The sequence below is a fragment of the Vibrio sp. 1069 genome (assembly GCF_033340555.1).
In genome coordinates this window covers 220,122-242,694 of the sequence record NZ_JAWOWP010000004.1, presented here as the reverse complement: position 1 = coordinate 242,694, position 22,573 = coordinate 220,122, and the positions used below count along the sequence as shown (strand labels likewise).

Annotated in this window: 37 protein-coding genes; 5 read left to right on the top strand and 32 right to left on the bottom strand. The window is 45.2% G+C overall.

Going from position 1 to position 22,573, the window contains the following annotated elements:
• Window positions 1–5: 5 nt before the first annotated feature.
• Complete coding sequence (gene cobA, locus R7040_RS09155) at window positions 6–881, bottom strand: uroporphyrinogen-III C-methyltransferase (RefSeq protein WP_031780800.1); 876 nt, start codon at window positions 879–881, stop codon at window positions 6–8.
• Between the two features lie 275 nt (window positions 882–1,156).
• Here cobA and cpdB point away from each other — a divergent pair, with 275 nt between their 5' ends.
• Window positions 1,157–3,118 carry a 2',3'-cyclic-nucleotide 2'-phosphodiesterase gene (gene cpdB / locus R7040_RS09150; RefSeq protein ID WP_262647151.1) on the top strand — a complete coding sequence of 654 codons (1,962 nt, stop codon included), beginning with the start codon at window positions 1,157–1,159 and terminating at the stop codon, window positions 3,116–3,118.
• Window positions 3,119–3,215: 97 nt separating this feature from the next.
• On the top strand, window positions 3,216–3,794 hold the full coding sequence (locus R7040_RS09145) for a Crp/Fnr family transcriptional regulator (RefSeq protein ID WP_033906009.1): 579 nt from the start codon (window positions 3,216–3,218) through the stop codon (window positions 3,792–3,794).
• 54 nt (window positions 3,795–3,848) lie between these two features.
• Here R7040_RS09145 and dbpA read toward each other — a convergent pair whose 3' ends face one another.
• Entirely contained in the window at window positions 3,849–5,228 is a 1,380-nt protein-coding gene (gene dbpA, locus R7040_RS09140) for an ATP-dependent RNA helicase DbpA (protein WP_005379583.1), read from the bottom strand.
• Between the two features lie 142 nt (window positions 5,229–5,370).
• On the opposite strand from dbpA, the gene R7040_RS09135 reads away from it, so the two are divergent.
• Window positions 5,371–5,832: a GNAT family N-acetyltransferase gene (locus R7040_RS09135; protein WP_104976039.1), complete on the top strand. Its 462-nt coding sequence runs from the start codon at window positions 5,371–5,373 to the stop codon at window positions 5,830–5,832.
• Between the two features lie 91 nt (window positions 5,833–5,923).
• Here R7040_RS09135 and R7040_RS09130 read toward each other — a convergent pair whose 3' ends face one another.
• Window positions 5,924–6,520 carry a LysM-like peptidoglycan-binding domain-containing protein gene (locus R7040_RS09130; RefSeq protein WP_140367209.1) on the bottom strand — a complete coding sequence of 199 codons (597 nt, stop codon included), beginning with the start codon at window positions 6,518–6,520 and terminating at the stop codon, window positions 5,924–5,926.
• Window positions 6,521–6,752: 232 nt separating this feature from the next.
• Here R7040_RS09130 and R7040_RS09125 point away from each other — a divergent pair, with 232 nt between their 5' ends.
• Both R7040_RS09125 and R7040_RS09120 read left to right on the top strand, forming a co-directional pair.
• Window positions 6,753–7,373 (top strand): FKBP-type peptidyl-prolyl cis-trans isomerase, encoded by a 621-nt coding sequence (locus R7040_RS09125; RefSeq protein ID WP_318096700.1) that lies wholly within the window; start codon window positions 6,753–6,755, stop codon window positions 7,371–7,373.
• A 153-nt stretch (window positions 7,374–7,526) separates the two neighbouring features.
• Complete coding sequence (locus tag R7040_RS09120; protein WP_017820297.1) at window positions 7,527–8,006, top strand: DUF2780 domain-containing protein; 480 nt, start codon at window positions 7,527–7,529, stop codon at window positions 8,004–8,006.
• A gap of 135 nt (window positions 8,007–8,141) precedes the next feature.
• On the opposite strand, the gene rplQ is transcribed toward R7040_RS09120, so the two are convergent.
• From rplQ to rpmE, 29 genes are all read right to left on the bottom strand, one after another.
• Window positions 8,142–8,522 carry a 50S ribosomal protein L17 gene (rplQ, locus tag R7040_RS09115; protein WP_005383141.1) on the bottom strand — a complete coding sequence of 127 codons (381 nt, stop codon included), beginning with the start codon at window positions 8,520–8,522 and terminating at the stop codon, window positions 8,142–8,144.
• Between the two features lie 26 nt (window positions 8,523–8,548).
• On the bottom strand, window positions 8,549–9,541 hold the full coding sequence (locus tag R7040_RS09110; protein ID WP_005383143.1) for a DNA-directed RNA polymerase subunit alpha: 993 nt from the start codon (window positions 9,539–9,541) through the stop codon (window positions 8,549–8,551).
• 24 nt (window positions 9,542–9,565) lie between these two features.
• Window positions 9,566–10,186 (bottom strand): 30S ribosomal protein S4, encoded by a 621-nt coding sequence (gene rpsD, locus R7040_RS09105; RefSeq protein WP_005383146.1) that lies wholly within the window; start codon window positions 10,184–10,186, stop codon window positions 9,566–9,568.
• Between the two features lie 27 nt (window positions 10,187–10,213).
• A complete protein-coding gene (rpsK, locus tag R7040_RS09100) occupies window positions 10,214–10,603 on the bottom strand; it encodes a 30S ribosomal protein S11 (protein WP_001118870.1) in 390 nt (129 codons plus the stop codon).
• A gap of 18 nt (window positions 10,604–10,621) precedes the next feature.
• On the bottom strand, window positions 10,622–10,978 hold the full coding sequence (gene rpsM / locus R7040_RS09095; RefSeq protein WP_005383154.1) for a 30S ribosomal protein S13: 357 nt from the start codon (window positions 10,976–10,978) through the stop codon (window positions 10,622–10,624).
• 149 nt (window positions 10,979–11,127) lie between these two features.
• Window positions 11,128–11,241, bottom strand: coding sequence for a 50S ribosomal protein L36 (gene rpmJ, locus R7040_RS09090; protein WP_000868186.1), 114 nt, complete (start codon window positions 11,239–11,241; stop codon window positions 11,128–11,130).
• A 38-nt stretch (window positions 11,242–11,279) separates the two neighbouring features.
• On the bottom strand, window positions 11,280–12,614 hold the full coding sequence (gene secY, locus R7040_RS09085) for a preprotein translocase subunit SecY (protein WP_005379562.1): 1,335 nt from the start codon (window positions 12,612–12,614) through the stop codon (window positions 11,280–11,282).
• A gap of 20 nt (window positions 12,615–12,634) precedes the next feature.
• The gene (gene rplO / locus R7040_RS09080) at window positions 12,635–13,069 is read right to left on the bottom strand and encodes a 50S ribosomal protein L15 (RefSeq protein ID WP_005383155.1); all 435 of its coding nucleotides are present in this window, start codon (window positions 13,067–13,069) and stop codon (window positions 12,635–12,637) included.
• Between the two features lie 5 nt (window positions 13,070–13,074).
• Window positions 13,075–13,251: a 50S ribosomal protein L30 gene (gene rpmD / locus R7040_RS09075; protein ID WP_005379565.1), complete on the bottom strand. Its 177-nt coding sequence runs from the start codon at window positions 13,249–13,251 to the stop codon at window positions 13,075–13,077.
• A 7-nt stretch (window positions 13,252–13,258) separates the two neighbouring features.
• On the bottom strand, window positions 13,259–13,762 hold the full coding sequence (rpsE, locus tag R7040_RS09070; RefSeq protein WP_004745894.1) for a 30S ribosomal protein S5: 504 nt from the start codon (window positions 13,760–13,762) through the stop codon (window positions 13,259–13,261).
• A 14-nt stretch (window positions 13,763–13,776) separates the two neighbouring features.
• Window positions 13,777–14,130 (bottom strand): 50S ribosomal protein L18, encoded by a 354-nt coding sequence (gene rplR, locus R7040_RS09065; protein ID WP_005379568.1) that lies wholly within the window; start codon window positions 14,128–14,130, stop codon window positions 13,777–13,779.
• 9 nt (window positions 14,131–14,139) lie between these two features.
• Complete coding sequence (rplF, locus tag R7040_RS09060; RefSeq protein WP_005379570.1) at window positions 14,140–14,673, bottom strand: 50S ribosomal protein L6; 534 nt, start codon at window positions 14,671–14,673, stop codon at window positions 14,140–14,142.
• Window positions 14,674–14,686: 13 nt separating this feature from the next.
• Window positions 14,687–15,079 (bottom strand): 30S ribosomal protein S8, encoded by a 393-nt coding sequence (gene rpsH, locus R7040_RS09055; protein ID WP_005379572.1) that lies wholly within the window; start codon window positions 15,077–15,079, stop codon window positions 14,687–14,689.
• Between the two features lie 29 nt (window positions 15,080–15,108).
• A complete protein-coding gene (gene rpsN / locus R7040_RS09050; RefSeq protein ID WP_004410442.1) occupies window positions 15,109–15,414 on the bottom strand; it encodes a 30S ribosomal protein S14 in 306 nt (101 codons plus the stop codon).
• 17 nt (window positions 15,415–15,431) lie between these two features.
• A complete protein-coding gene (rplE, locus tag R7040_RS09045; RefSeq protein WP_005379573.1) occupies window positions 15,432–15,971 on the bottom strand; it encodes a 50S ribosomal protein L5 in 540 nt (179 codons plus the stop codon).
• A gap of 23 nt (window positions 15,972–15,994) precedes the next feature.
• On the bottom strand, window positions 15,995–16,312 hold the full coding sequence (gene rplX / locus R7040_RS09040) for a 50S ribosomal protein L24 (RefSeq protein ID WP_005379574.1): 318 nt from the start codon (window positions 16,310–16,312) through the stop codon (window positions 15,995–15,997).
• Between the two features lie 13 nt (window positions 16,313–16,325).
• Window positions 16,326–16,697 carry a 50S ribosomal protein L14 gene (rplN, locus tag R7040_RS09035; RefSeq protein WP_004410450.1) on the bottom strand — a complete coding sequence of 124 codons (372 nt, stop codon included), beginning with the start codon at window positions 16,695–16,697 and terminating at the stop codon, window positions 16,326–16,328.
• 162 nt (window positions 16,698–16,859) lie between these two features.
• Window positions 16,860–17,114, bottom strand: coding sequence for a 30S ribosomal protein S17 (gene rpsQ / locus R7040_RS09030; protein WP_140367210.1), 255 nt, complete (start codon window positions 17,112–17,114; stop codon window positions 16,860–16,862).
• Window positions 17,114–17,305, bottom strand: coding sequence for a 50S ribosomal protein L29 (gene rpmC, locus R7040_RS09025; protein ID WP_005379576.1), 192 nt, complete (start codon window positions 17,303–17,305; stop codon window positions 17,114–17,116). The genes rpsQ and rpmC overlap by 1 nt, the downstream gene beginning before the upstream one ends.
• Window positions 17,305–17,715: a 50S ribosomal protein L16 gene (gene rplP, locus R7040_RS09020; protein WP_005379577.1), complete on the bottom strand. Its 411-nt coding sequence runs from the start codon at window positions 17,713–17,715 to the stop codon at window positions 17,305–17,307. Before rplP ends, rpmC begins: the two co-directional genes overlap by 1 nt.
• Window positions 17,716–17,726: 11 nt before the next feature.
• The gene (gene rpsC, locus R7040_RS09015; protein WP_005383161.1) at window positions 17,727–18,425 is read right to left on the bottom strand and encodes a 30S ribosomal protein S3; all 699 of its coding nucleotides are present in this window, start codon (window positions 18,423–18,425) and stop codon (window positions 17,727–17,729) included.
• An 18-nt stretch (window positions 18,426–18,443) separates the two neighbouring features.
• A complete protein-coding gene (gene rplV / locus R7040_RS09010; protein ID WP_005383164.1) occupies window positions 18,444–18,776 on the bottom strand; it encodes a 50S ribosomal protein L22 in 333 nt (110 codons plus the stop codon).
• 10 nt (window positions 18,777–18,786) lie between these two features.
• A complete protein-coding gene (gene rpsS, locus R7040_RS09005; RefSeq protein WP_004394525.1) occupies window positions 18,787–19,065 on the bottom strand; it encodes a 30S ribosomal protein S19 in 279 nt (92 codons plus the stop codon).
• 21 nt (window positions 19,066–19,086) lie between these two features.
• On the bottom strand, window positions 19,087–19,911 hold the full coding sequence (rplB, locus tag R7040_RS09000; RefSeq protein ID WP_005383168.1) for a 50S ribosomal protein L2: 825 nt from the start codon (window positions 19,909–19,911) through the stop codon (window positions 19,087–19,089).
• Window positions 19,912–19,926: 15 nt separating this feature from the next.
• Entirely contained in the window at window positions 19,927–20,229 is a 303-nt protein-coding gene (gene rplW / locus R7040_RS08995; protein WP_004398471.1) for a 50S ribosomal protein L23, read from the bottom strand.
• Window positions 20,226–20,828 (bottom strand): 50S ribosomal protein L4, encoded by a 603-nt coding sequence (gene rplD / locus R7040_RS08990; protein WP_005379556.1) that lies wholly within the window; start codon window positions 20,826–20,828, stop codon window positions 20,226–20,228. Before rplD ends, rplW begins: the two co-directional genes overlap by 4 nt.
• 17 nt (window positions 20,829–20,845) lie before the next feature.
• Window positions 20,846–21,475 carry a 50S ribosomal protein L3 gene (gene rplC / locus R7040_RS08985; protein ID WP_005379555.1) on the bottom strand — a complete coding sequence of 210 codons (630 nt, stop codon included), beginning with the start codon at window positions 21,473–21,475 and terminating at the stop codon, window positions 20,846–20,848.
• 14 nt (window positions 21,476–21,489) lie between these two features.
• Window positions 21,490–21,801, bottom strand: a complete 312-nt coding sequence (gene rpsJ, locus R7040_RS08980; RefSeq protein ID WP_004410492.1) for a 30S ribosomal protein S10 — start codon at window positions 21,799–21,801, stop codon at window positions 21,490–21,492.
• Window positions 21,802–22,256: 455 nt separating this feature from the next.
• On the bottom strand, window positions 22,257–22,478 hold the full coding sequence (gene rpmE, locus R7040_RS08975; protein ID WP_005379546.1) for a 50S ribosomal protein L31: 222 nt from the start codon (window positions 22,476–22,478) through the stop codon (window positions 22,257–22,259).
• Window positions 22,479–22,573: the final 95 nt, after the last annotated feature.

The window sequence follows — 22,573 nt, the reverse complement described above, 5'->3', positions numbered from 1 at the left end:
TGAAATTATATGGAGTTGGCAATAGCACTTTTGTTGAATTCAGTACTAGACAAAAACCAGTCTAACTTTTGAGACAGTCGCACTACCTCTCCGACAACAATCAAAGATGGCGACTGTGCTTCCTTCGATAAATCAGAGAGTTGGGAGAGTTCTCCCGTAAATACTTTTTGTTGAATCTGCGTGCCACGCTCAATAATGGCAATCGGAGTCGACGCTGAACGACCATGCTTAATGAGTTGATTCTGAATATAGTGTGATTTCATCAGCCCCATGTAGATCACTAAAGTCTGATTCCCACGCGCCAACGTGGACCAATCCATCTCATCACTTTCTTCTTTCAAGTGGCCAGTCACAAAGATGGCCGATTGCGCATAATCACGATGAGTCAGTGGAATACCAGCATAAGCGGTTGCGCCAGCTGCTGCGGTAATGCCAGGGACAACTTGAAAACGAACGCCGGCATCAGCAAGCACTTCTAACTCTTCACCACCACGACCGAATACAAACGGATCCCCACCTTTAATGCGCACTACTTTGTAGCCCTGCTTGGCAAAATCCACCAAAAGCTGATTCGTCTTCTCCTGCGGCACACTGTGATGCCCAGCTCTCTTCCCAACGCACACCAAAATCGTATCGCTTGGAATCAATGCCATGATTTCTTCAGACACCAAGTAGTCGTACAAAACCACATCAGCTTGCTGCAAGCAGTTCAGTGCTTTCACCGTCAGAAGTTCAGGATCGCCTGGTCCTGCACCGACTAAGGCGACTTCACCAGGCTGTAGCGATTGCTTTGCAAAACGAGTAACACCAGCGACTGGGTTGTCAGAAACTAACCGGGGCTTTGGTTTAGGAAAAGAAGTGACTGAATCGTTCGTTGCCATGTGCTTGCTCATCGTCCATTGATATCGTTATGCAAGCATTATGGCGGGGCGTTTATATTACCTGAAATTCTAAAATTTCATTTTTTATTCAAAAATCTGCTAAGAAGTTTTTGTTTGGTCTCATTCAAAAGCGTGAAAAAGTCGGCGGTTAATATGAATAAGGTTCAGTAAACTGATTAATGTTCACAGTTTTCTGTATCTTTATCATCGAGTTGCACCTGTGTTTGATACATTACGCAGTACGATTTCCCCTTATCATTGAATTGGAGCACCAAATGAAAGTGGCAGTTCATCCTATTTCCCTCGCAGTATTAAGTGGCATGCTAACGCTTGCTGGCCCAGCAATGGCCGATACCATCAAGCTTCGTATTATCGAAACCACCGACATTCACACCAACGTGATGGATTACGATTACTACAAAGACCAACCATCACAGCAAATCGGTTTAAGTCGCGCAGCGACAATAGTGAAACAAGCTAAGTCCGAGACAGAAAACACGGTACTAGTAGATAACGGTGATTTAATTCAGGGCAGCCCAATGGGCGATTACATGGCGGCGAAAGGGATTAACGCTGGCGATGTGCACCCAGTCTACAAGGCGATGAACCAACTAGACTACGATGTGGGCAACATTGGCAATCATGAGTTCAACTATGGCCTAGACTTTCTACAAAAGACGTTGGCGGGCGCTAACTTCCCTTACATCAACGCAAACGTATTTGTTGAACAAACCGGTGAGCATTACTTCAAACCTTACCTCATTAAAACTCACACCTTTAAAGACACAAACGGCGAAGCGCATCAAATAAAAGTGGGTTACATCGGCTTTGTACCACCACAAATTATGGTCTGGGATAAGAAGAACTTAGAAGGCAAAGTCTTTGCTAAAGACATTAAGGAAACAGCAGAGAAACTGATTCCTCAAATGAAGAAAGAAGGCGCAGACGTGATTGTGGCGATTCCACACTCGGGCATTTCTACTGATCCATACAAACTAGGCGCTGAAAACTCTGTTTACTACCTCACAGAAGTTGAAGGTATTGATGCGATTGCTTTTGGCCACTCTCACGCCGTCTTCCCAGGGAAAGACTTCGCAAACCTACCTGGTGTTGATATAGATAAAGGGACCATCAATGGTGTAACGTCCGTGATGCCGGGCCGCTGGGGAAGTCACGTAGGTGTGATGGATTTGATGCTGAAAGAGAAAGACGGCAGATGGCAAGTCGTCGAAGGCCAAGCAGAAGCACGCCCTATCTTCGATAAAGTAAATAAGAAGTCATTAGCTAAAGCCGATGAAGATATTGTGAAAGCGTTAGAAGAAGATCACAAAGGCACTCGTGAATTTGTAAATCAACCAATCGGCAAAGCAAATGATGTCATGTACAGCTTCTTGGCATTAGTGCAGGACGACCCCACCATTCAAATCGTTAACCTTGCTCAGAAAGACTACGTAGAACGCTTTATTCAAGGCGACCCAGACCTTTCTGACATTCCAGTACTGAGTGCGGCAGCACCATTTAAAGTCGGCGGTCGTAAGAACGATCCGAATAACTTTACAGAAGTAGAATCCGGTCAGCTCACCTTCCGTAATGCGGCCGATCTTTACTTATATCCAAACACCTTGGTTGCGATGAAAGTGAAAGGTAAAGAAGTTCGCGAATGGCTAGAGTGCAGTGCGGGTCAATTCAACCACATCGACATCAACAATCCTGAACCGCAATCTTTGATTGATTGGGATAATTTCCGTACGTACAACTTCGATGTTATTGATGGGGTTAACTACCAAATCGACGTTACCCAACCACCGAAGTACGATGCGGATTGTAAAGTGATTAATCCAGCTTCTCAGCGCATTGTGAATCTGACGTTCAATGGTAAGCCTGTCAATCCGAAGCAAGATTTCATCATCGCAACCAATAACTACCGTGCTTATAGCAATACTTTCCCTGGTACAGGCCCAGATTTCATTGCATTTGACGCACCAGATGAAAACCGCTCTGTCGTCGCCACTTATATTTCTCGCGTGAGTGAAGAAAAAGGAGAAGTGACACCAAGCGCTGACAACAACTGGTCTTTCGCACCGATTAAGTCCAATAACAAGCTAGATATTCGTTTCGAAACCTCCCCTAGCGATAAAGCGGCGCAGTTCATCAAAGAGAAAGGACAATACCCAATGAAACGCGTGTCAACAGACGACATTGGTTTCGCAATTTATCAAATCGGTCTGAATAAATAAGGTTGATTTGACAACAACACTAAGCGGCTCTCATGAGCCGCTTTTTTGTTATCAATAAAACCCGTTAAAATAAAGAAAACCGTTTCTGAGTTATCACATGCACAGCGATCTTTTTTCAGACTTAGTCAATCATGGCTTTTTAGAGACAGAAGCAAACCAACTTATTGAAAATGGTGAGTTGCTCGAACTGCCTACACGCCACATTCTTAATCACCAAGGGGAGTTGAGCTCACACCTTTACTTCATCATTGAGGGGTTATGCCACGCAAGCTATCTCACTGAGCACGGCAAAGAATTCAGTAAAGAATTTTATTGGGAGAAGGACTGGGTTATCGGCTTTGAGAGCATAATAAAGGACCAACCTTCGCCTTACTTATTGGAAACGCTGAGCGCTTGTCAGCTATTTTGCTTGCCAATTGAAACGTTGCATCACTGGCGAGCAGAAAAGCACGCCATTTACTTAAAGCTACTCGAAAACCAACTGGTTAATAAAGAGAATAAAGAACGCTTTATGTTGCTCTACTCTCCAGAGGAACGATATCAATTATTTTGCGCTCATTACCCAGATTTAAAGCAACGTATTACCGATAGTCAAATTGCGGCCTACCTGGGCATTACGCCAATCAGTTTGAGTCGAATCAAAGCACGCTTAACCAAAGATCACACTCTCAAATAAACTCAAAAAAGAAAAAAGCTCTTCAAACGAAGAGCTTTGTCTCTGCTATTTGAGCTATTTAAGAATTCGCGCCCGGAACTGGCGCCCTTTCATCTTGCCGTTACTAATGGTCTGTAGAGCCTTTTTAGCCACAGACTTTTCGACGGCAACATAAGCGCGCACAGGGAATAGGTGAATCTTTCCGACTTGAGAGCCTGGAATACCATTTTTTCCTGTCAAACAACCTAAAATATCACCCGGTCGTACTTTCTGTTTCTTACCGCCATCAATGTTAATCGTCACCATCTTCGCTTGGTATGGCTGCTGATTTGATTTGGCAGGCAATGTTGCTGGTACCACGTCCATCTCTAGGTATTCTTCAATACGAGCTACACGTAAACCGTCTTTCTCACCAAAAAAGCTAAACGCTAAACCTTTACTACCCGCACGACCTGTACGACCAATACGGTGCACATGAACCTCAGGATCGCGCGATAGCTCAAAGTTAAAGACTGCGTCAAGATTATCAACGTCCAAACCACGCGCTGCAACGTCTGTTGCAACAAGGATAGACACACTCTTGTTAGCAAACTGCACCAATGCTTGGTCGCGTTCACGCTGCTCTAAGTCCCCATGGATATCGATAACGCTGAATCCTTTGTGATGCAACTCATCTGCGACACTTTGAACTTCTTTTTTGGTATTACAAAAAACCACCGCGGACTCTGGTTGGTGAGTCAGCAGCAAATTCGCCAATGCTTCATCACGCGCTTCCGAGCCTTCAACTTTATAGAAGTACTGCGCAATGCTTGAAGTATCATGCGTCGATTCCACCTTAATCACTTCCGGTGTCTGCATTATACGCTGCGCAATTTGCTCAATTTTTTCTGGAAAAGTAGCACTGAAAAGTAGAGTTTGACGCTGCTTTGGCGCTGCATCGATGATTGCATCTAATGCGTCTTGGAAACCCATGTCCAACATGCGGTCAGCTTCATCTAGCACCAAGGTATTCAGTTCGCTAAGATCAATTCGGCCTTTTTCAAGGTGATCCAAAATACGACCAGGAGTACCAACTAGGATATGCGCACCATGCTCCAGAGAACCAATTTGTGGCCCCATTGGCATCCCACCGCAGAGAGTAAGCACTTTAATATTATGAATGCCGCGACCTAAAGTACGAATTTCCTTCGCTACTTGGTCTGCAAGCTCACGCGTTGGACACAATACTAATGACTGGACACGAAAGCGTTTGACGTTGAGGTTCGATAAAACCCCTAAACCAAATGCAGCGGTTTTACCTGAGCCCGTTTTACCCTGCCCGATGACATCACGATGTTTTAGGATTGCAGGCAAGCTCAAAGCTTGAATTGGCGTCATGTGGGTATAGTTCAGGGAATCAAGTGTGGCGAGTAACGCTGGGTTCAGCCCAACTTGATCGAATGTTTGTTTGCTCACGGGGATATCCTCAGGTGAGATGGAAAGAGGGCACATTATCACCAGATTTGGTGGGAAAACCAGTGCTAATTAACCTTTGTTAATGAGTATGAGCTCAAAACAAAGTAAAGTCAGTCACTCTATTCTCATTACGGATAACAACATGCTCACTTGGATTACTTTGCCCTTTGCTCAGCTAACAACCACACAGCTGTATGAAATGATGAAATTGCGTGTGGATGTATTCGTTGTTGAACAAACCTGCCCTTACCCTGAACTGGATGGTAAGGACACGCTGGAAGGCGTTTATCATCTAATAGGCTATCACGGTGATGAACTGGTTGCTTGCGCAAGATTACTGCCCGCAGGCACTACGTATGACAATGTGAGTATTGGTCGAGTGGTGACAAAGCAGACCGCGCGAGGCGGTGGCTTAGGTCATAAGTTATTGGACAAGGCCTTGGCACAATGCGAAACATTATGGCCAGGGCAGACAATAGATATAGGTGCTCAAGAACACCTCATCCAGTTTTATGCTAGTCATGGATTCAAGGTTATCTCAGAGTGCTATCTTGAAGATGGTATCCCTCATGTGGATATGCGGAAAGAATCCGTAGCGCAATAAGCTTCAATTCGATTGGTTACTATGAAAACTAATCGCTATGAAAGACTAACTAAAAAGACGCGATATCTTCGCGTCTTTTCATTTGAAGCGTTTACTTGTTACGTCCAAAGGTCCCATCCGATAAACGGAAAAACATAACGGACCGCCCGCTTTTTTCCAGCTGTAGCATATCTAACTCACCTTCGTCACTAAGCTTAAAGCGAATCAATTGTCCCTGCTTTATTTGGCTTAGCGGCTTATCACTGCCTTCTATTTTGACCAGAGCGCTAAGATCCGCCATAGAGAGCTGATTACTTCTGAAAACCTGCGCTAATGTATCACCATTTTTAACCGTGTACTCTTTCCAGTCTTCAGATTTCGGTCCAGAGTTCTGAGAGGTTTTCTGCTGGCTTAAACTCTGCGCGTTCAGCTCAATCGCTACGCGTTGATGATCGACCTCAGTCTGCTCAACTGGCTGGTCTGTTTTATTCGGCAAAGGAATAACAAGGAGTACCAGAATCAATGGCACTAAGACCATCAAAGCACGCTGATGAAATTTAGGCAGACGCAACCAAAACTGCTTAACAGGCTGTGTACGCTCCAACCATTGCTCTTTGTTGAACGGCTGCTTCCAGTCGATAGCAGCGAATTTTTGTTTAACCAGTTCGACATAGTCGACTTGCTGCTTTTTCTTTCTGCGACGATTCATTGTAATGAGTCCCTTAATACTTCTACGGCCAGTATAAAAATACCGACGCGGAGAGTATATGTTTTTCACCAAACTAAAATGGAATTGGGATTAAATTAGCAGAAATTTCACTTGGAGTAAGAGATAAGTCACAACCTGGCCGCCTCAATTAAGCATTCAGTCGCAATCATTTAAACCTAAGCTCGAAACTGATATCCTGTTGCCTTTATCACTCCTAATAAGAGCGACATTCATGTCTGAAATTAAATTTGAAACTGCAGAACAAAAAGCAAGCTACGGCATTGGTCTGCAAATGGGTCAGCAACTTGCAGGCTCTGGTCTTGAAGGTCTTAGCGTTGATGCTATCGCAGCGGGTATTGCAACAGCACTAACTGGTGACATGCCATCAATCGAAATTGATGAAATCAACAAAGCACTACAAGAACTTCACACTCGTGCAGAAACAGCTCGCCAAGAAGCAGCAAAAATTGCGGCAGCAGAAGGCGAAGCGTTCCTAAAAGACAACGCTCTACGACCTGAAGTTAATGTTCTAGACTCTGGTCTTCAGTACAAAATCATTTCTGAAGGTACTGGTGCAGTTCCTACAGCAGAAAGCTCAGTTCGCGTTCACTACCACGGTGAGCTAACTGACGGTACTGTATTCGATAGCTCTGTATCTCGCGGTCAACCTGCTGAATTCCCTGTTACAGGTGTAATCAAAGGTTGGGTAGAGGCACTACAACTAATGCCTGTTGGCTCTAAGTGGAAGCTATACGTACCACAAGATCTTGCGTACGGTGAGCGTGGCGCTGGTGCGGCTATCCCTCCATTTGCAGCTTTAGTTTTCGAAGTAGAACTACTAGATATTCTTTAATTGAAACCATTTTCAATTATGATTTAATAAAACGGCGCATTAGCGCCGTTTTTTTGTCTAAACTGAATAGACTTTCTCACCTCTGAACCTTTCACTCTGATAGCCTTTAAAAATAAAATCACTTTTAAAAAACGCTCAACCTTTGGAGGTACTATGCGTAAAACACTCCTAACTCTAGCACTCCTATCAATCAACATTGGTAGTGCGCACGCATTCTTAGATTCAGTCACTCAAAAAAGTAAAGAAAGTGGCCTGATGGACATGGTCGGCAGCAGCTTGAACACCGAGTCATCTCCATTAACAGACATGCTAACTAGCCAATTACCAGTATCCACTGAGCAAGCAGCCGGAGGCAGTGGTGCGCTACTCGCTTTGGCTCAAAGCCAGCTTTCGCAAGAAAATAGTAGTGAATTACAGTCTTTGATTCCTGGACTTTCAAACTTGCAAGGGGCACAAAGCTTACTAGGAAATATTGAGAATATCAGTGCAGTAAAAAGTGCATTCGATACGTTAGGTTTAGACCCATCTATGATCAGTCAGTTTGCTCCAGTAATCTTGGATTACTTGAACAAGCAAGGCGCTAGCGAAGGGCTTCTAAGTTCGTTGGGCGGGTTGTGGAATACTAGTAAATAAGCGCAAGTGATAATCACTTTTTAAATTGCCAGTCTGCATGGGTTGAAATAAATGCAGGCTGGATATAAAGGTTTACTGAATTACAGATACAAAAAAGCCGAGCTAATGCTCGGCTTTCTCGTTCTTACGAACTGATTACTCAGCAGCTTCTTCAGCAGCTGGGCGATCTACAAGCTCAATGTAAGCCATTGGAGCTTTATCACCAGCACGGAAGCCAGCTTTTAGGATACGAGTGTAACCGCCCTGACGAGCAGCAAAACGTGGACCTAGTTCGTTAAATAGTTTTGCAACTACTTCGTTGTCACGAGTACGTGCAAATGCTAGACGACGGTTAGCAACACTGTCAGTCTTAGCTAGTGTAATCAAAGGCTCAACTACGCGACGTAGCTCTTTTGCTTTTGGCAAAGTAGTCTTGATAACTTCATGACGTACTAGAGAGCTAGCCATGTTGCTGAACATCGCTTTGCGATGTGAGCTGTTGCGGTTGAGTTGACGACCACTCTTACGATGGCGCATGACCTAATCCTTCTAACTAGTATCGATTAATCTTCAGCGATTGATGCAGGTGGCCAGTTTTCTAGGCGCATGCCCAGAGACAGACCACGTGACGCAAGTACGTCTTTAATCTCAGTAAGAGATTTTTTACCAAGGTTAGGCGTTTTAAGTAGCTCAACCTCAGTACGTTGTACTAGATCACCGATGTAGTGAATCGCTTCTGCTTTCAGACAGTTAGCAGAGCGAACTGTTAGTTCAAGATCGTCTACAGGACGCAGTAGGATCGGATCGAATTCTGGCTTCTCTTCCTTCTCCTCAGGAACTCGTACATCACGAAGATCTACGAATGCATCCAATTGTTCAGCTAGGATTGTAGCTGCACGACGGATTGCTTCCTCAGGTTCTAGAGTACCGTTTGTTTCCATATCGATAACAAGCTTGTCTAGATCAGTACGCTGTTCTACACGAGCTGCTTCTACAGCGTAGGCAATTTTGTCTACTGGGCTGTAAGTAGCATCTACTAGTAGGCGACCGATAGGACGCTCGTCTTCTTCGTTATGGATACGCGCAGAAGCTGGAACATAACCACGACCACGTTCAACTTTGATACGCATTGCGATCTCAGCGTTGTCATCCGTTAGGTGACAAATTACGTGTTCAGGGTTAGCGATCTCTACATCACCATCATGGGTGATGTCACCTGCAACCACAGGGCCCGAGCCTGATTTGTTCAAAGTAATGAACACTTCATCTTTGCCTTCGGCAACGCGCACAGCCAAACCTTTAAGGTTTAGAAGAATTTCAAGAATATCTTCTTGAACGCCTTCTTTCGTGCTGTACTCATGAAGTACGCCTTCGATTTCTACTTCTGTTACAGCACAACCTGGCATAGAAGATAGAAGGATGCGGCGAAGTGCATTACCCAGAGTATGACCAAAGCCACGCTCTAATGGCTCAAGAGTTACTTTTGCGTGAGTCGAGCTGATTTGTTCGATGTCAACTAGACGTGGCTTAAGAAATTCTGTTACAGAACCCTGCATTGTGTCCTCTCTTTAGTTTAAACCTTACTTAGAGTAAAGCTCGACGATCAATTGTTCGTTGATGTCAGCTGATAGATCAGAACGCTCAGGCATACGCTTGAATGTACCTTCCATCTTGCCACCATCTACTTCAATCCAAGTTGGTTTTTCACGTTGTTCAGCAACTTCTAGAGCTGCTTTGATACGAGCTTGCTGTTTAGCTTTCTCGCGAATAGAAACAACGTCATTAGCCGCTACTTTGAAAGAAGGAACGTTTACAACTTTACCGTTTACTAGGATAGCTTTGTGGCTAACTAGCTGACGTGCTTCTGCGCGAGTTGCGCCAAAGCCCATGCGGTAAACTACGTTATCAAGACGACCTTCAAGAAGCTGAAGTAGGTTTTCACCAGTGTTGCCTTTTAGGCGAGCAGCTTCTTTGTAGTAGTTACGGAATTGTTTTTCTAAAACGCCGTACATACGACGTACTTTTTGCTTCTCACGAAGCTGAACGCCATACTCAGATAGACGACCGCGACGAGCGCCGTGTACACCTGGTGCGTTATCAATTTTACACTTGGTATCGATCGCGCGAACACCAGACTTAAGGAATAAGTCAGTGCCTTCACGACGGCTAAGCTTCAGCTTAGGACCCAAATATCTTGCCATGATTCTTCTCCAATTGTCCTAGAAACGTTATACGCGACGTTTCTTAGGTGGACGACAACCGTTATGAGGGATTGGTGTAGCATCAACGATGTTTGTGATGCGGAAACCAGCGGCGTTTAGTGCACGAACAGTAGATTCGCGACCTGGACCAGGACCCTTAACCATAACTTCCAAGTTCTTTAGGCCGTATTCTTTAGCCATTTCAGCACAACGCTCAGCAGCAACCTGTGCAGCGAACGGAGTAGACTTACGAGAACCACGGAAACCAGAACCACCTGCAGTAGCCCATGCAAGAGCGTTACCTTGACGGTCAGTAATGGTTACGATTGTGTTATTGAAAGAAGCATGGATGTGCGCAACGCCATCTGCAACTTGCTTGCGTACGCGCTTACGAGCGCGAGTTGGTTGTTTAGCCATTGTACTCTACCTTCCCGATTATTTCTTGATCGGCTTACGCGGACCCTTACGGGTGCGAGCGTTGGTTTTAGTACGCTGTCCACGTAGTGGTAGACTGCGACGATGACGAAGACCACGGTAACAGCCAAGGTCCATAAGACGCTTGATGTTCATAGATACTTCACGACGTAGATCACCTTCTACAGTGTACTTAGCTACACCATCACGCAGTTGATCGATCTGCTCTTCAGTTAGTTCACTGATCTTAACATTTTCAGCAATACCCACTTCAGCTAGGATAGCTTGAGAGCGAGTTTTACCGATGCCGTAGATCGCTGTTAGAGCGATTACTGCATGTTTCTGATCAGGAATGTTAATGCCTGCTATACGGGCCATTATTCACTCCTAAGTGTTTCTATAAAAGAATTAGCCGCAGCAAAGCCCGTTATGGATACGCTGCGGAATACTACTTCTTTTGCACGCAAAAGGTAGGCCGAGGAATATACTCGACCCAACCTTCATTTTCAAGTAAAAATTTCTGCTAATTAGCCTTGGCGCTGTTTGTGCTTTGGCTCACTGCAAATCACGCGAACGACACCGTTACGCTTGATTACTTTACAGTTACGGCAGATTTTTTTAACGGAAGCACGAACTTTCATTGCTAAACTCCGTAAATGAAACTGAGTCTACCGCCGGATTAACGGCCGTAGCCTTTCAGATTCGCTTTCTTCAACACAGAATCATACTGTTGAGACATCAGATGAGTCTGTACCTGTGCCATAAAGTCCATAATTACAACAACTACGATTAGTAGCGATGTACCGCCGAAGTAGAAACGTACGTTCCACGCGACCATCATGAACTCGGGAATCAGACAGATAAAGGTAATGTACAGTGCACCAGCAAGGGTTAGACGTGTCATTACTTTATCAATGTATTTCGCTGTCTGCTCACCTGGGCGGATACCGGGTACGAATGCACCAGACTTCTTCAAGTTATCTGCTGTTTCACGTGGGTTGAAAACCAACGCCGTGTAGAAGAAACAGAAGAAGATAATTGCTGCTGCATAAAGCATTACATACAACGGTTGACCTGGGCTAAGAGCCAAAGACACGTCAGTTAACCAACCGAACGCGCTGCTCTCACCGTTTTGACCAAACCACTGAGCCAATGTTCCTGGGAACAAGATAATACTTGATGCAAAAATCGCTGGAATTACACCTGCCATGTTAATTTTAAGAGGCAAGTGCGAGCTTTGCGCAGCAAATACTTTACGACCTTGTTGACGTTTCGCATAGTTAACGACGATTCGGCGTTGACCACGTTCCATGAAAACAACGAAGTAAATTACTGCAAAAGCTAATACCGCGATTAGCAACAGAAGAAGTACATGCAATTCACCTTGACGCGCTTGCTCGATTGTTTGACCGATTGCAGAAGGCAATCCAGCAACAATACCTGCAAAAATTAGTATCGAAATACCATTACCAATTCCGCGCTCTGTAATTTGTTCACCTAACCACATCAAGAACATGGTACCGGTTACTAAACTTACGGTAGCAATTAGCGTAAACATGGTTTGGTTGATAACAACCAGATTGTCGACCATGTTTGGTAGGCCAGTTGCAATACCTATAGCTTGGAAGGTTGCAAGTACAAGCGTGCCGTAGCGTGTGTATTGGCTTATCTTACGACGGCCTGCTTCACCCTCTTTTTTGAGTTCAGCTAACGCTGGATGAACTACAGTTAGCAATTGGACAACAATAGATGCCGAAATATACGGCATGATGCCCAATGCTAATATAGATGCACGCTCAAGAGCACCACCGGAGAACATGTTAAACATTTCAACGATGGTACCTTTTTGCTGTTCGAACAAATCGGCAAGTACAGCAGCGTCAATACCAGGAATCGGCACAAAAGAGCCGGCTCGGAATACTAAAAGTGCACCAATTACGAATAACAAGCGCGACTTTAGTTCACTTAAGCCGCTCTGAGCACTACGAAAATCTTGTCCTGGTTTCTTAGCCATCTGTACCTCGTTCCTCGAGATTATTCCTCGATTTTACCGCCTGCAGCTTCGATTGCAGCTTTAGCGCCTTTAGTCACACGTAGACCTTTAACAGTCACTGCTTTGTTGATTTCACCAGAAAGAACAACTTTTACAAATTCGATGTTCTTAGTGATGATGTTAGCAGCTTTAAGACTGTTTAGATCAACTACGTCACCAGAAACTTTCGCTAGCTCAGCTAGACGAACTTCAGCAGACACTAGGCTCTTACGAGAAGTGAAACCGAATTTTGGTAGACGTTGTTTCAGAGGCATCTGACCGCCTTCGAAACCTGGACGAACACTGCCGCCAGAACGTGATTTTTGACCTTTGTGACCACGGCCACCAGTTTTACCTAGGCCTGAACCGATACCACGACCTACTCGCTTCGCAGAAGTTTTCGCGCCAGCAGCCGGTGCTAGAGTATTCAAACGCATTCTGATTACTCCTCAACTTTAACCATGTAGTAAACCTTGTTGATCATACCGCGAATACACGGAGTATCTTCAAGTTCTACTGTGTGGTTGATTTTACGAAGACCTAGACCGCGCAAAGTAGCTTTGTGCTTTGGCAGACGACCAATTGAGCTTTTAGTTTGAGTTACTTTAATAGTTGCCATGGTGTTCTTACTCCGAAATAGATTCAACAGTTAGACCACGTTTAGCAGCAACCATTTCTGGTGACTTCATGCTACCTAGTGCATCGATCGTTGCACGAACGATGTTGATAGGGTTCGTAGAACCGTACGCTTTAGATAGTACGTTGTGTACACCAGCAACTTCTAGTACTGCACGCATCGCACCACCTGCGATAACACCAGTACCTTCTGCAGCAGGCTGCATGTAAACTTTAGAGCCCGAATGGCGACCTTTCACTGGGTGGTGAAGAGTGCCTTCGTTTAGAGCGATCGTAGTCATGTTACGACGCGCTTTTTCCATTGCTTTTTGAATCGCTGCAGGTACTTCACGAGCTTTGCCGTAACCGAAACCTACACGACCGTTACCGTCACCAACTACTGTTAGTGCAGTGAAGCTCATGATTCGACCACCTTTAACCGTTTTAGAAACACGGTTAACTGCGATTAGCTTTTCTTGCAAATCATTCGCTTGAACTTGTTGTTCTTTAGCCATCTTCCAACCCTACCTTAGAATTTCAGACCAGCTTCGCGAGCAGATTCTGCTAGCGCCGCTACTCGACCGTGGTATTGGAAACCAGAACGATCAAATGCAACTGCAGTTACGCCCTTCTCTAGAGCGCGCTCAGCAATAGCTTTACCCACTGCTTTAGCTGCATCAACGTTACCAGTGTATTTCACTTGCTCACGGATCGCTTTTTCTACAGTAGAAGCTGCTGCGATAACCTCAGAGCCGTTAGCCGCGATAACCTGTGCGTACACGTGACGAGGAGTACGGTGTACAACTAGGCGAGTCGCACCCAGTTCTGCAATCTTACGACGTGCACGTGTAGCACGACGGATGCGAGATGCTTTCTTATCCATAGTGTTACCTTACTTCTTCTTAGCTTCTTTAGTACGCACATTTTCATCTGCGTAACGAACACCTTTGCCTTTGTATGGCTCAGGCTCACGGTAAGAACGAATGTCAGCCGCAACTTGACCAACTAGTTGCTTGTCAGCACCAGTGATCACGATTTCAGTTTGGCTTGGACATTCAGCTTTAATACCCGCTGGCAACTCGTGCTCAACTGGGTGTGAGAAGCCTAGTGTTAGACCTACAGCGTTGCCTTTGATAGCAGCACGGTAACCTACACCTTTAAGAGTTAGCTTCTTAGTAAAGCCTTCAGTAACACCAACAACCATGTTGTTAACTAGAGCGCGAGCAGTACCTGCTTGAGCCCATGCGTTAGCAACACCTTCTTTAGGACCGAAAGTCAGGTTATTTTCTTCCTGAGCGATTACAACTGCGTTGTTAAGAACGCGAGTTAGTTCGCCTTTCGCACCTTTTACAGTGATTTCTTGGCCGTTTAGTTTCACCTCTACGCCAGCTGGAATAGCGACAGGTGCTTTTGCAACACGAGACATAGTCTACTCCTTATTAAGCTACGTAAGCGATGATTTCACCACCAAGACCTGCTTTACGTGCAGCGCGGTCTGACATAAGACCCTTGGAAGTAGAAACGATAGCAATACCAAGACCACCCATTACAGAAGGAAGTTCATCTTTCTTCTTGTAAACACGTAGACCTGGACGAGAAACACGTTTAAGTTGCTCGATTACTGGTTTAGCTTGGAAGTACTTAAGTGTAACTTCTAGCTCAGGTTTTGCTTCGCCTTCAACAGCGAAGTCAACGATGTAACCTTCAGCTTTTAGTAGTGCAGCAATTGCAACTTTAAGCTTTGAAGAAGGCATTTTTACAGCAACTTTGTTTGCTGCCTGACCGTTACGAACGCGGGTCAGCATATCCGAAATCGGATCTTGCATGCTCATATGATTTACTCCAAATGATTAAGTGGCAATTACCAGCTAGCCTTACGAAGACCCGGAATCTCGCCTTTCATGCAAGCTTCACGAACCTTAATACGGCTTAGACCGAACTTACGTAGGTAACCGTGTGGACGACCAGTTTGGTTGCAACGGTTGCGCTGACGTGATGCACTTGAATCACGTGGAAGAGATTGCAGTGTAAGAACCGCGTTCCAACGATCTTCTTCAGATGCGTTTACATCGCTGATGATAGCTTTTAGCGCTGCACGCTTTTCAGCGAACTTAGCTACTAGCTTCGCACGTTTTGCTTCACGTGCTTTCATTGAATTTTTAGCCATAACAGTAACCCTTCACCTTACTTACGGAATGGGAAGTTAAAGGCAGCCAGCAGAGCACGGCCTTCCTCATCAGTACCAGCAGACGTCGTAATAGTGATGTCTAGACCGCGTACTCGATCAACTTTATCAAAGTCGATTTCCGGGAAGATGATTTGCTCGCGAACGCCCATGCTGTAGTTACCGCGACCGTCAAAAGACTTAGCGCTAACACCACGGAAGTCACGTACACGTGGAAGAGCGATGTTAATTAAACGCTCAAGAAAATCCCACATACGTTCGCCACGCAAGGTTACTTTACAACCGATAGGGTAGCCTTCACGGATTTTGAAACCTGCAACAGATTTGCGCGCTTTTGTGATAAGTGGCTTTTGACCAGAGATCGTTGCCATATCAGACGCTGCGTTTTCTAGCAGTTTCTTATCGTTGATTGCTTCACCAACACCCATGTTTAGGGTGATTTTCTCGATTCTAGGGACTTGCATGACGCTTGTGTAACCGAACTGTTTGGTCAGTTCAGCGACTACAGACGACTTGTAGTAATCATGCAGTTTCGCCATAGTAGAACTCCAAATTACTTCTATTAGTTAGAAACGGTTTCGCCGTTAGACTTGAAGAAACGAACTTTTTTGCCGTCTTCAAAACGGAAACCGATACGGTCAGCTTTACCAGTAGCTGCGTTAAAGATAGCCACGTTAGAAACGTCGATAGCTGCTTCTTGCTCTACGATACCGCCTTGGATACCCATAGCTGGAACAGGTTTCTGATGTTTCTTAACTAGGTTGATACCTTCAACGATAACTTTACCAGTTGCTAGAACCTTAGTTACTTTACCTTTCTTGCCTTTGTCTTTACCAGCAAGAACGATTACTTCGTCATTACGACGGATTTTAGCTGCCATTTCTACGTGCTCCTTACAGAACTTCTGGAGCCAGTGAAACGATCTTCATGAACTTATCGCCACGAAGTTCGCGTGTCACAGGACCAAAGATACGTGTACCGATTGGTTGCTCAGTATTGTCGTTTAGCAATACGCAAGCATTTCGGTCGAAGCGAATGACAGAACCGTCAGGACGACGTACGCCTTTACGGGTGCGCACTACCACCGCCTTCAGAACATCACCTTTTTTAACTTTACCGCGAGGGATTGCTTCCTTCACAGTAACTTTGATGACGTCACCGATATGTGCATAACGGCGGTGAGAGCCACCCAGAACCTTAATACACATTACGCTGCGTGCGCCTGAGTTATCAGCTGCGTCCAGCATACTTTGCATTTGGATCATGTTAGTGCTCCGCTAAATATTAATAACTAGACCCATCACGGGTCGGGCTGCCTCTTTAAAAGGGACGCGAATTGTACCACCCTTTTTTGTGATTGGGTAGTCAAAAAATAAACGGCTCCAAAAATATTTTGGAGCCGCTTTAGTTTCATAGAATTAACGAGATTAAATCTTCGCCTTTTCTAGAACTTTTACCAAAGTCCAAGACTTAGTCTTAGACAGTGGACGACACTCTGCGATTTCAACTGTGTCGCCTAGGCCACACTCGTTGTTCTCGTCATGTGCGTGTACTTTAGTCGTACGTTTTACGTATTTACCGTAGATTGGGTGTTTTACGAAACGTTCGATAGCAACAGTGATAGACTTGTCCATCTTGTCGCTGATTACACGACCTTGTTGAGTACGTTTTACTTCGCTCATTATGCGCCTGCCTTCTCAGTCAAAACAGTTTTCACACGTGCGATATCACGGCGTACAGCTTTCAGAGTATGAGTTTGCTGTAGCTGACCAGTCGCAGCTTGCATGCGCAAGTTGAACTGTTCACGTAGCAAATTCATTAGCTCAGCGTTAAGCTCTTCAACGCTTTTCTCGCGTAGATCTTGTGCTTTCATCACATCACCTGCTTAGTTACAAATGTAGTTTTGAAAGGCAGTTTACGTGCCGCAAGACGGAACGCTTCACGTGCCAATTCTTCAGGTACACCACCCATTTCGTACATAACCTTACCAGGTTGGATTTGGGCTACCCAGTACTCAACGTTACCTTTACCCTTACCTTGACGAACTTCAAGTGGTTTTTCTGTGATTGGTTTGTCTGGGAACACACGGATCCAGATTTTACCTTGACGCTTAACGTGACGTGTCATTGCACGACGTGCCGCTTCGATTTGACGAGCAGTTAGACGACCACGGCCAACAGCTTTAAGACCGAATTCGCCGAAGCTTACATCAGTACCTTTAGCTAGACCACGGTTACGACCAGTCTGAACCTTACGGAACTTAGTACGTTTAGGTTGTAGCATCTGTCGACTCCTTACTTACGGCCTTTACGCTGCTTCTTAGGCTTGTCGCCTTTAGGCTCTACAGCGTTAGCTGCTGGCATACCACCTAGGATTTCACCTTTGAAGATCCAAGTTTTAATGCCGATCACACCGTATTGAGTGTGAGCCGAAGAAGTTGCGTAATCAATGTCAGCACGTAGAGTGTGTAGAGGCACACGGCCTTCACGGTACCACTCTGAACGTGCGATTTCAGCGCCGCCTAGACGACCGCTTACTTCCACTTTGATACCTTTAGCGCCTAGGCGCATTGCGTTTTGTACTGCGCGCTTCATAGCACGGCGGAACATAACACGACGCTCTAGCTGAGACGCGATGCTGTCACCAACAAGTTGCGCATCTAGTTCAGGCTTACGTACTTCAGCGATGTTAATTTGCGCTGGTACACCTGCAATTTTAGCTACAGCTGCGCGTAGCTTCTCAACGTCTTCACCTTTCTTACCGATAACAACGCCTGGACGAGCAGTGTGAATAGTCACACGGATGCTCTTAGCAGGACGCTCGATAACGATACGTGATAGAGACGCTTTTTTCAGTTCACTTGTAAGGAACTGACGTACCTTGAAGTCGCCGTCTAGGTTGTCAGCGAAATCTTTGGTGTTAGCAAACCATGTAGCATTCCAAGGCTTAACGATGCCTAGACGAATACCATTTGGATGTACTTTTTGACCCATTGCTTACTCTCCTAGTCTCTAGCGATCTGCTACAACAACAGTGATGTGGCTTGAACGCTTCAAGATACGATCCGCACGACCTTTAGCACGAGGCATAATACGCTTCATGGTTGGGCCTTCATCTACAAAGATTTTTGCGACATTCAGATCGTCAATATCTGCACCTTCGTTGTGCTCCGCGTTAGCGATAGCAGACTCTAGAACTTTCTTAACTAGTGCAGCAGCTTTTTTGTTGCTGAACGTTAGGATTTCTAGAGCTTGGTCAACAGATTTACCACGGATTAGATCCGCAACTAAGCGAGCTTTCTGAGGCGAAATGCGAGCAAAGTTATGTTTAGCAATTGCTTCCATTATCTACTCCTTAGCGCTTCTTAGCTTTCTTATCCGCAGCGTGACCGCGGTAAGTGCGTGTTGGTGCGAATTCACCCAGTTTGTGACCGATCATTTCATCAGTTACAAATACTGGTACGTGCTGACGACCATTATGGACAGCGATGGTCAAACCGATCATCGTAGGGATGATCATTGAACGACGGGACCAAGTCTTAATAGGCTTTTTGTCTCCGCTTTCCACCGCTTTCTCTACCTTCTTCAGCAAGTGTAGGTCAATAAAAGGACCTTTCTTGAGAGAACGTGGCATGGCGATTCCTCTTTATATAGATTACTTGTTACGACGACGTACGATGTACTTGTCAGTGCGTTTGTTCTTACGAGTCTTGAAGCCTTTAGTAGGCATACCCCAAGGAGATACTGGGTGACGACCACCAGAAGTACGGCCTTCACCACCACCATGTGGGTGGTCAATCGGGTTCATTACAACACCACGAACCGTTGGACGGATACCGCGATGACGTGATGCACCTGCTTTACCAAGTTCACGTAGCATGTGCTCAGAGTTACCAACTTCACCGATTGTTGCACGGCCTTCAGAAAGAACTTTGCGCATCTCGCCAGAACGTAGACGGATAGTTACGTACGCACCGTCGCGAGCAACGATTTGAGCGTAAGCACCAGCCGAACGAGCTAGCTGACCACCTTTACCAGGCTTAAGTTCAACGTTATGTACTGTTGAACCTACTGGGATATTACGCATTGGTAGAGTGTTACCAGCTTTGATTGGTGCATCAACACCAGACTGAATAACATCACCAGCTACAACACCTTTAGGTGCTAGGATGTAGCGACGCTCACCGTCTTTGTAAAGAACTAGAGCAATGTTTGCGCTACGGTTTGGATCGTATTCAAGACGCTCAACTGTCGCTGGAATACCATCTTTAGTACGTTTGAAGTCAACTACACGGTAGTGATGCTTGTGACCACCGCCGATGTGACGTACTGTGATACGACCCTTGTTGTTACGACCACCGTTCTTAGAGTTTTTCTCTAGAAGAGGTGCGTATGGCTTGCCCTTGTGTAGGTCAGCGTTAACAACTTTAACAACGTGACGACGACCAGGGGAAGTCGGCTTACATTTAACAATAGCCATTTTTAACTACTCCTGTTATTCCGCGCCGCCAACGAAGTCAAGATCTTGACCTTCTTTCAAAGTAACGTACGCTTTCTTAACGTCGCTGCGGCGACCTTGGCGTAGACCTTGACGTTTGGTCTTACCCTTAGTGATAAGAGTATTTACAGACTTAACTTCAACTTCAAATAGCTTTTCTACAGCTGCTTTGATCTCTTTTTTAGTCGCATCTTTAGCTACTTTGAAAACGATAGTGTTCGCTTTCTCAGCTGCCATAGTTGCTTTTTCAGAGATGTGCGGTGCACGTAGAACTTTTAGGATACGCTCTTCAGTGATCATGCTAGCATTTCCTCTACTTGCTTAACTGCTTCTGCAGTCATTACAACTTTGTCAAACGCGATTAGAGATACTGGATCGATACCAGCAACATCACGTGCGTCAACTTTGTATAGGTTACGAGCAGCTAGGAATAGATTCTCATCTACTTCGCTAGTCACGATTAGAGCGTCAGTTAGCTCAAGCTCTTTAAGCTTAGCAACTAGCTCTTTAGTCTTTGGTGCTTCAACTGAGAAGTTATCAACAACGATTAGACGCTCTTGACGAACAAGCTCAGAAAGAATGCTCTTCATAGCACCACGGTACATTTTTTTGTTTACTTTTTGGCTGTGATCTTGTGGTTTCGCAGCAAAAGTAACACCACCTGTACGCCAGATTGGGCTACGGATTGTACCAGCACGCGCACGGCCAGTACCTTTTTGACGCCATGGCTTAGCGCCACCGCCAGAAACTTCTGAACGTGTTTTTTGAGCACGAGTACCTTGACGAGCACCTGCTGCGTACGCAACAACTACTTGGTGTACAAGAGCTTCGTTAAACTCACGTCCGAAAGTAGTTTCGGAAACAGTTAGTGCATCGGCACCTTTAACCATTAGTTCCATTACTTACTCCTGAGACGTTATGCTTTAACAGCTGGTTTAACGATCACGTTGCCGCCAGTTGCGCCTGGGACTGCACCTTTAATAAGAAGCAGGTTGCGCTCAGCGTCAACACGTACGATCTCTAGGTTTTGAGTCGTTACACGCTCAGCACCCATGTGACCTGCCATTTTCTTGCCTTTAAATACGCGACCTGGAGTCTGACATTGACCGATAGAACCAGGAGCACGGTGAGACAATGAGTTACCGTGAGTCATATCTTGAGTACGGAAGTTCCAACGCTTAACAGCGCCTTGGAAACCTTTACCCTTAGATGTACCAGTAACGTCTACTTTCTTAGTTTCGTTGAATAGTTCAACAGTTAGTTCTGAACCAACTTCGAACTCTTCGCCGTTTTCTAAACGGAATTCCCAAAGACCGCGACCAGCTTCAACGCCAGCTTTAGCAAAGTGACCTGCTTCAGCTTTGTTTACACGGTTAGCTTTCTTAGAACCAGCTGTAACCTGGATTGCTGCGTAGCCGTCAGTTTCAAGAGTTTTCACTTGAGAAACACGGTTAGCTTCAACCTCAACAACTGTTACTGGGATAGAAACGCCTTCTTCAGTAAATACGCGGGTCATGCCCACTTTACGACCGATTAGACCAATCATACTTCTAATCTCCCTTAACCTAGGCTAATTTGAACGTCAACGCCCGCAGCAAGGTCTAGACGCATTAGAGCATCAACAGTCTTGTCTGTTGGCTCAACGATGTCGATTAGACGCTTGTGAGTACGGATTTCGTACTGGTCACGTGCTTTCTTGTTAACGTGTGGAGAGATAAGAACTGTGAAACGCTCTTTACGAGTTGGCAGTGGGATTGGACCACGAACCTGTGCGCCAGTGCGCTTAGCTGTTTCAACGATTTCCGCTGTAGAAGCATCGATTAGTTTGTAATCGAAAGCTTTTAGGCGGATACGGATACGTTGGTTCTGCATGAGACAGAGCTCCAAATTCAATAAATTACACAAACAATATCGCCACTCAAACTCGTCAAGACGAGAGAATGCCGATTGATTTATGTGAAACCGTAGCATCCAAGATTAGGACGCATTGTCAGTTAATTTTCGATTAACTATCCCTATATGCCAAAGTCACCTTTGAGGATAGTTTTTCCGAAGAAAAGATAGCTAATTGTATTAACCGCGAACATAAGCTGAGTATACATTACCTTGCAAATCCTTAGATTTGCTCGCTCCTCACTGCTCATTGGTTCACAACTGGCTTAACCAGTGCGCTGCATTATACAGATCACACTTTAGGTTGCAAGCGCTGAGTGAAAAATAATCGGGAATATTCCAAACCCCATACATCCCTCTTCGCTTGGTAGCCATTAAACAAAAAGGACGCCGAAGCGCCCTTTTCTAAACTGTAATCGTAATAGCGGCTGCTATTATTTCTTACCGCTTGATAGTGCACCGAAACGCTTGTTGAAGCGATCAACACGGCCGCCTGTATCAACGATACGTTGCTTACCAGTGTAGAATGGGTGACACTTGTCACATACGTCTAGGTGGATAGACTCTTTACCTAGAGTAGAGTTGAACTCAAAAGAGTTGCCGCAAGAACAAGTCGCTTTTACTGCTTTGTATTCTGGGTGGATACCAGCTTTCATGGGATAACCTCAATAGTAGGCCGTGTCGCTATACGAATCTAAGCCGCACACCACACGCAATTAATAATAAAATGGGATACCGCATCAACTAATTG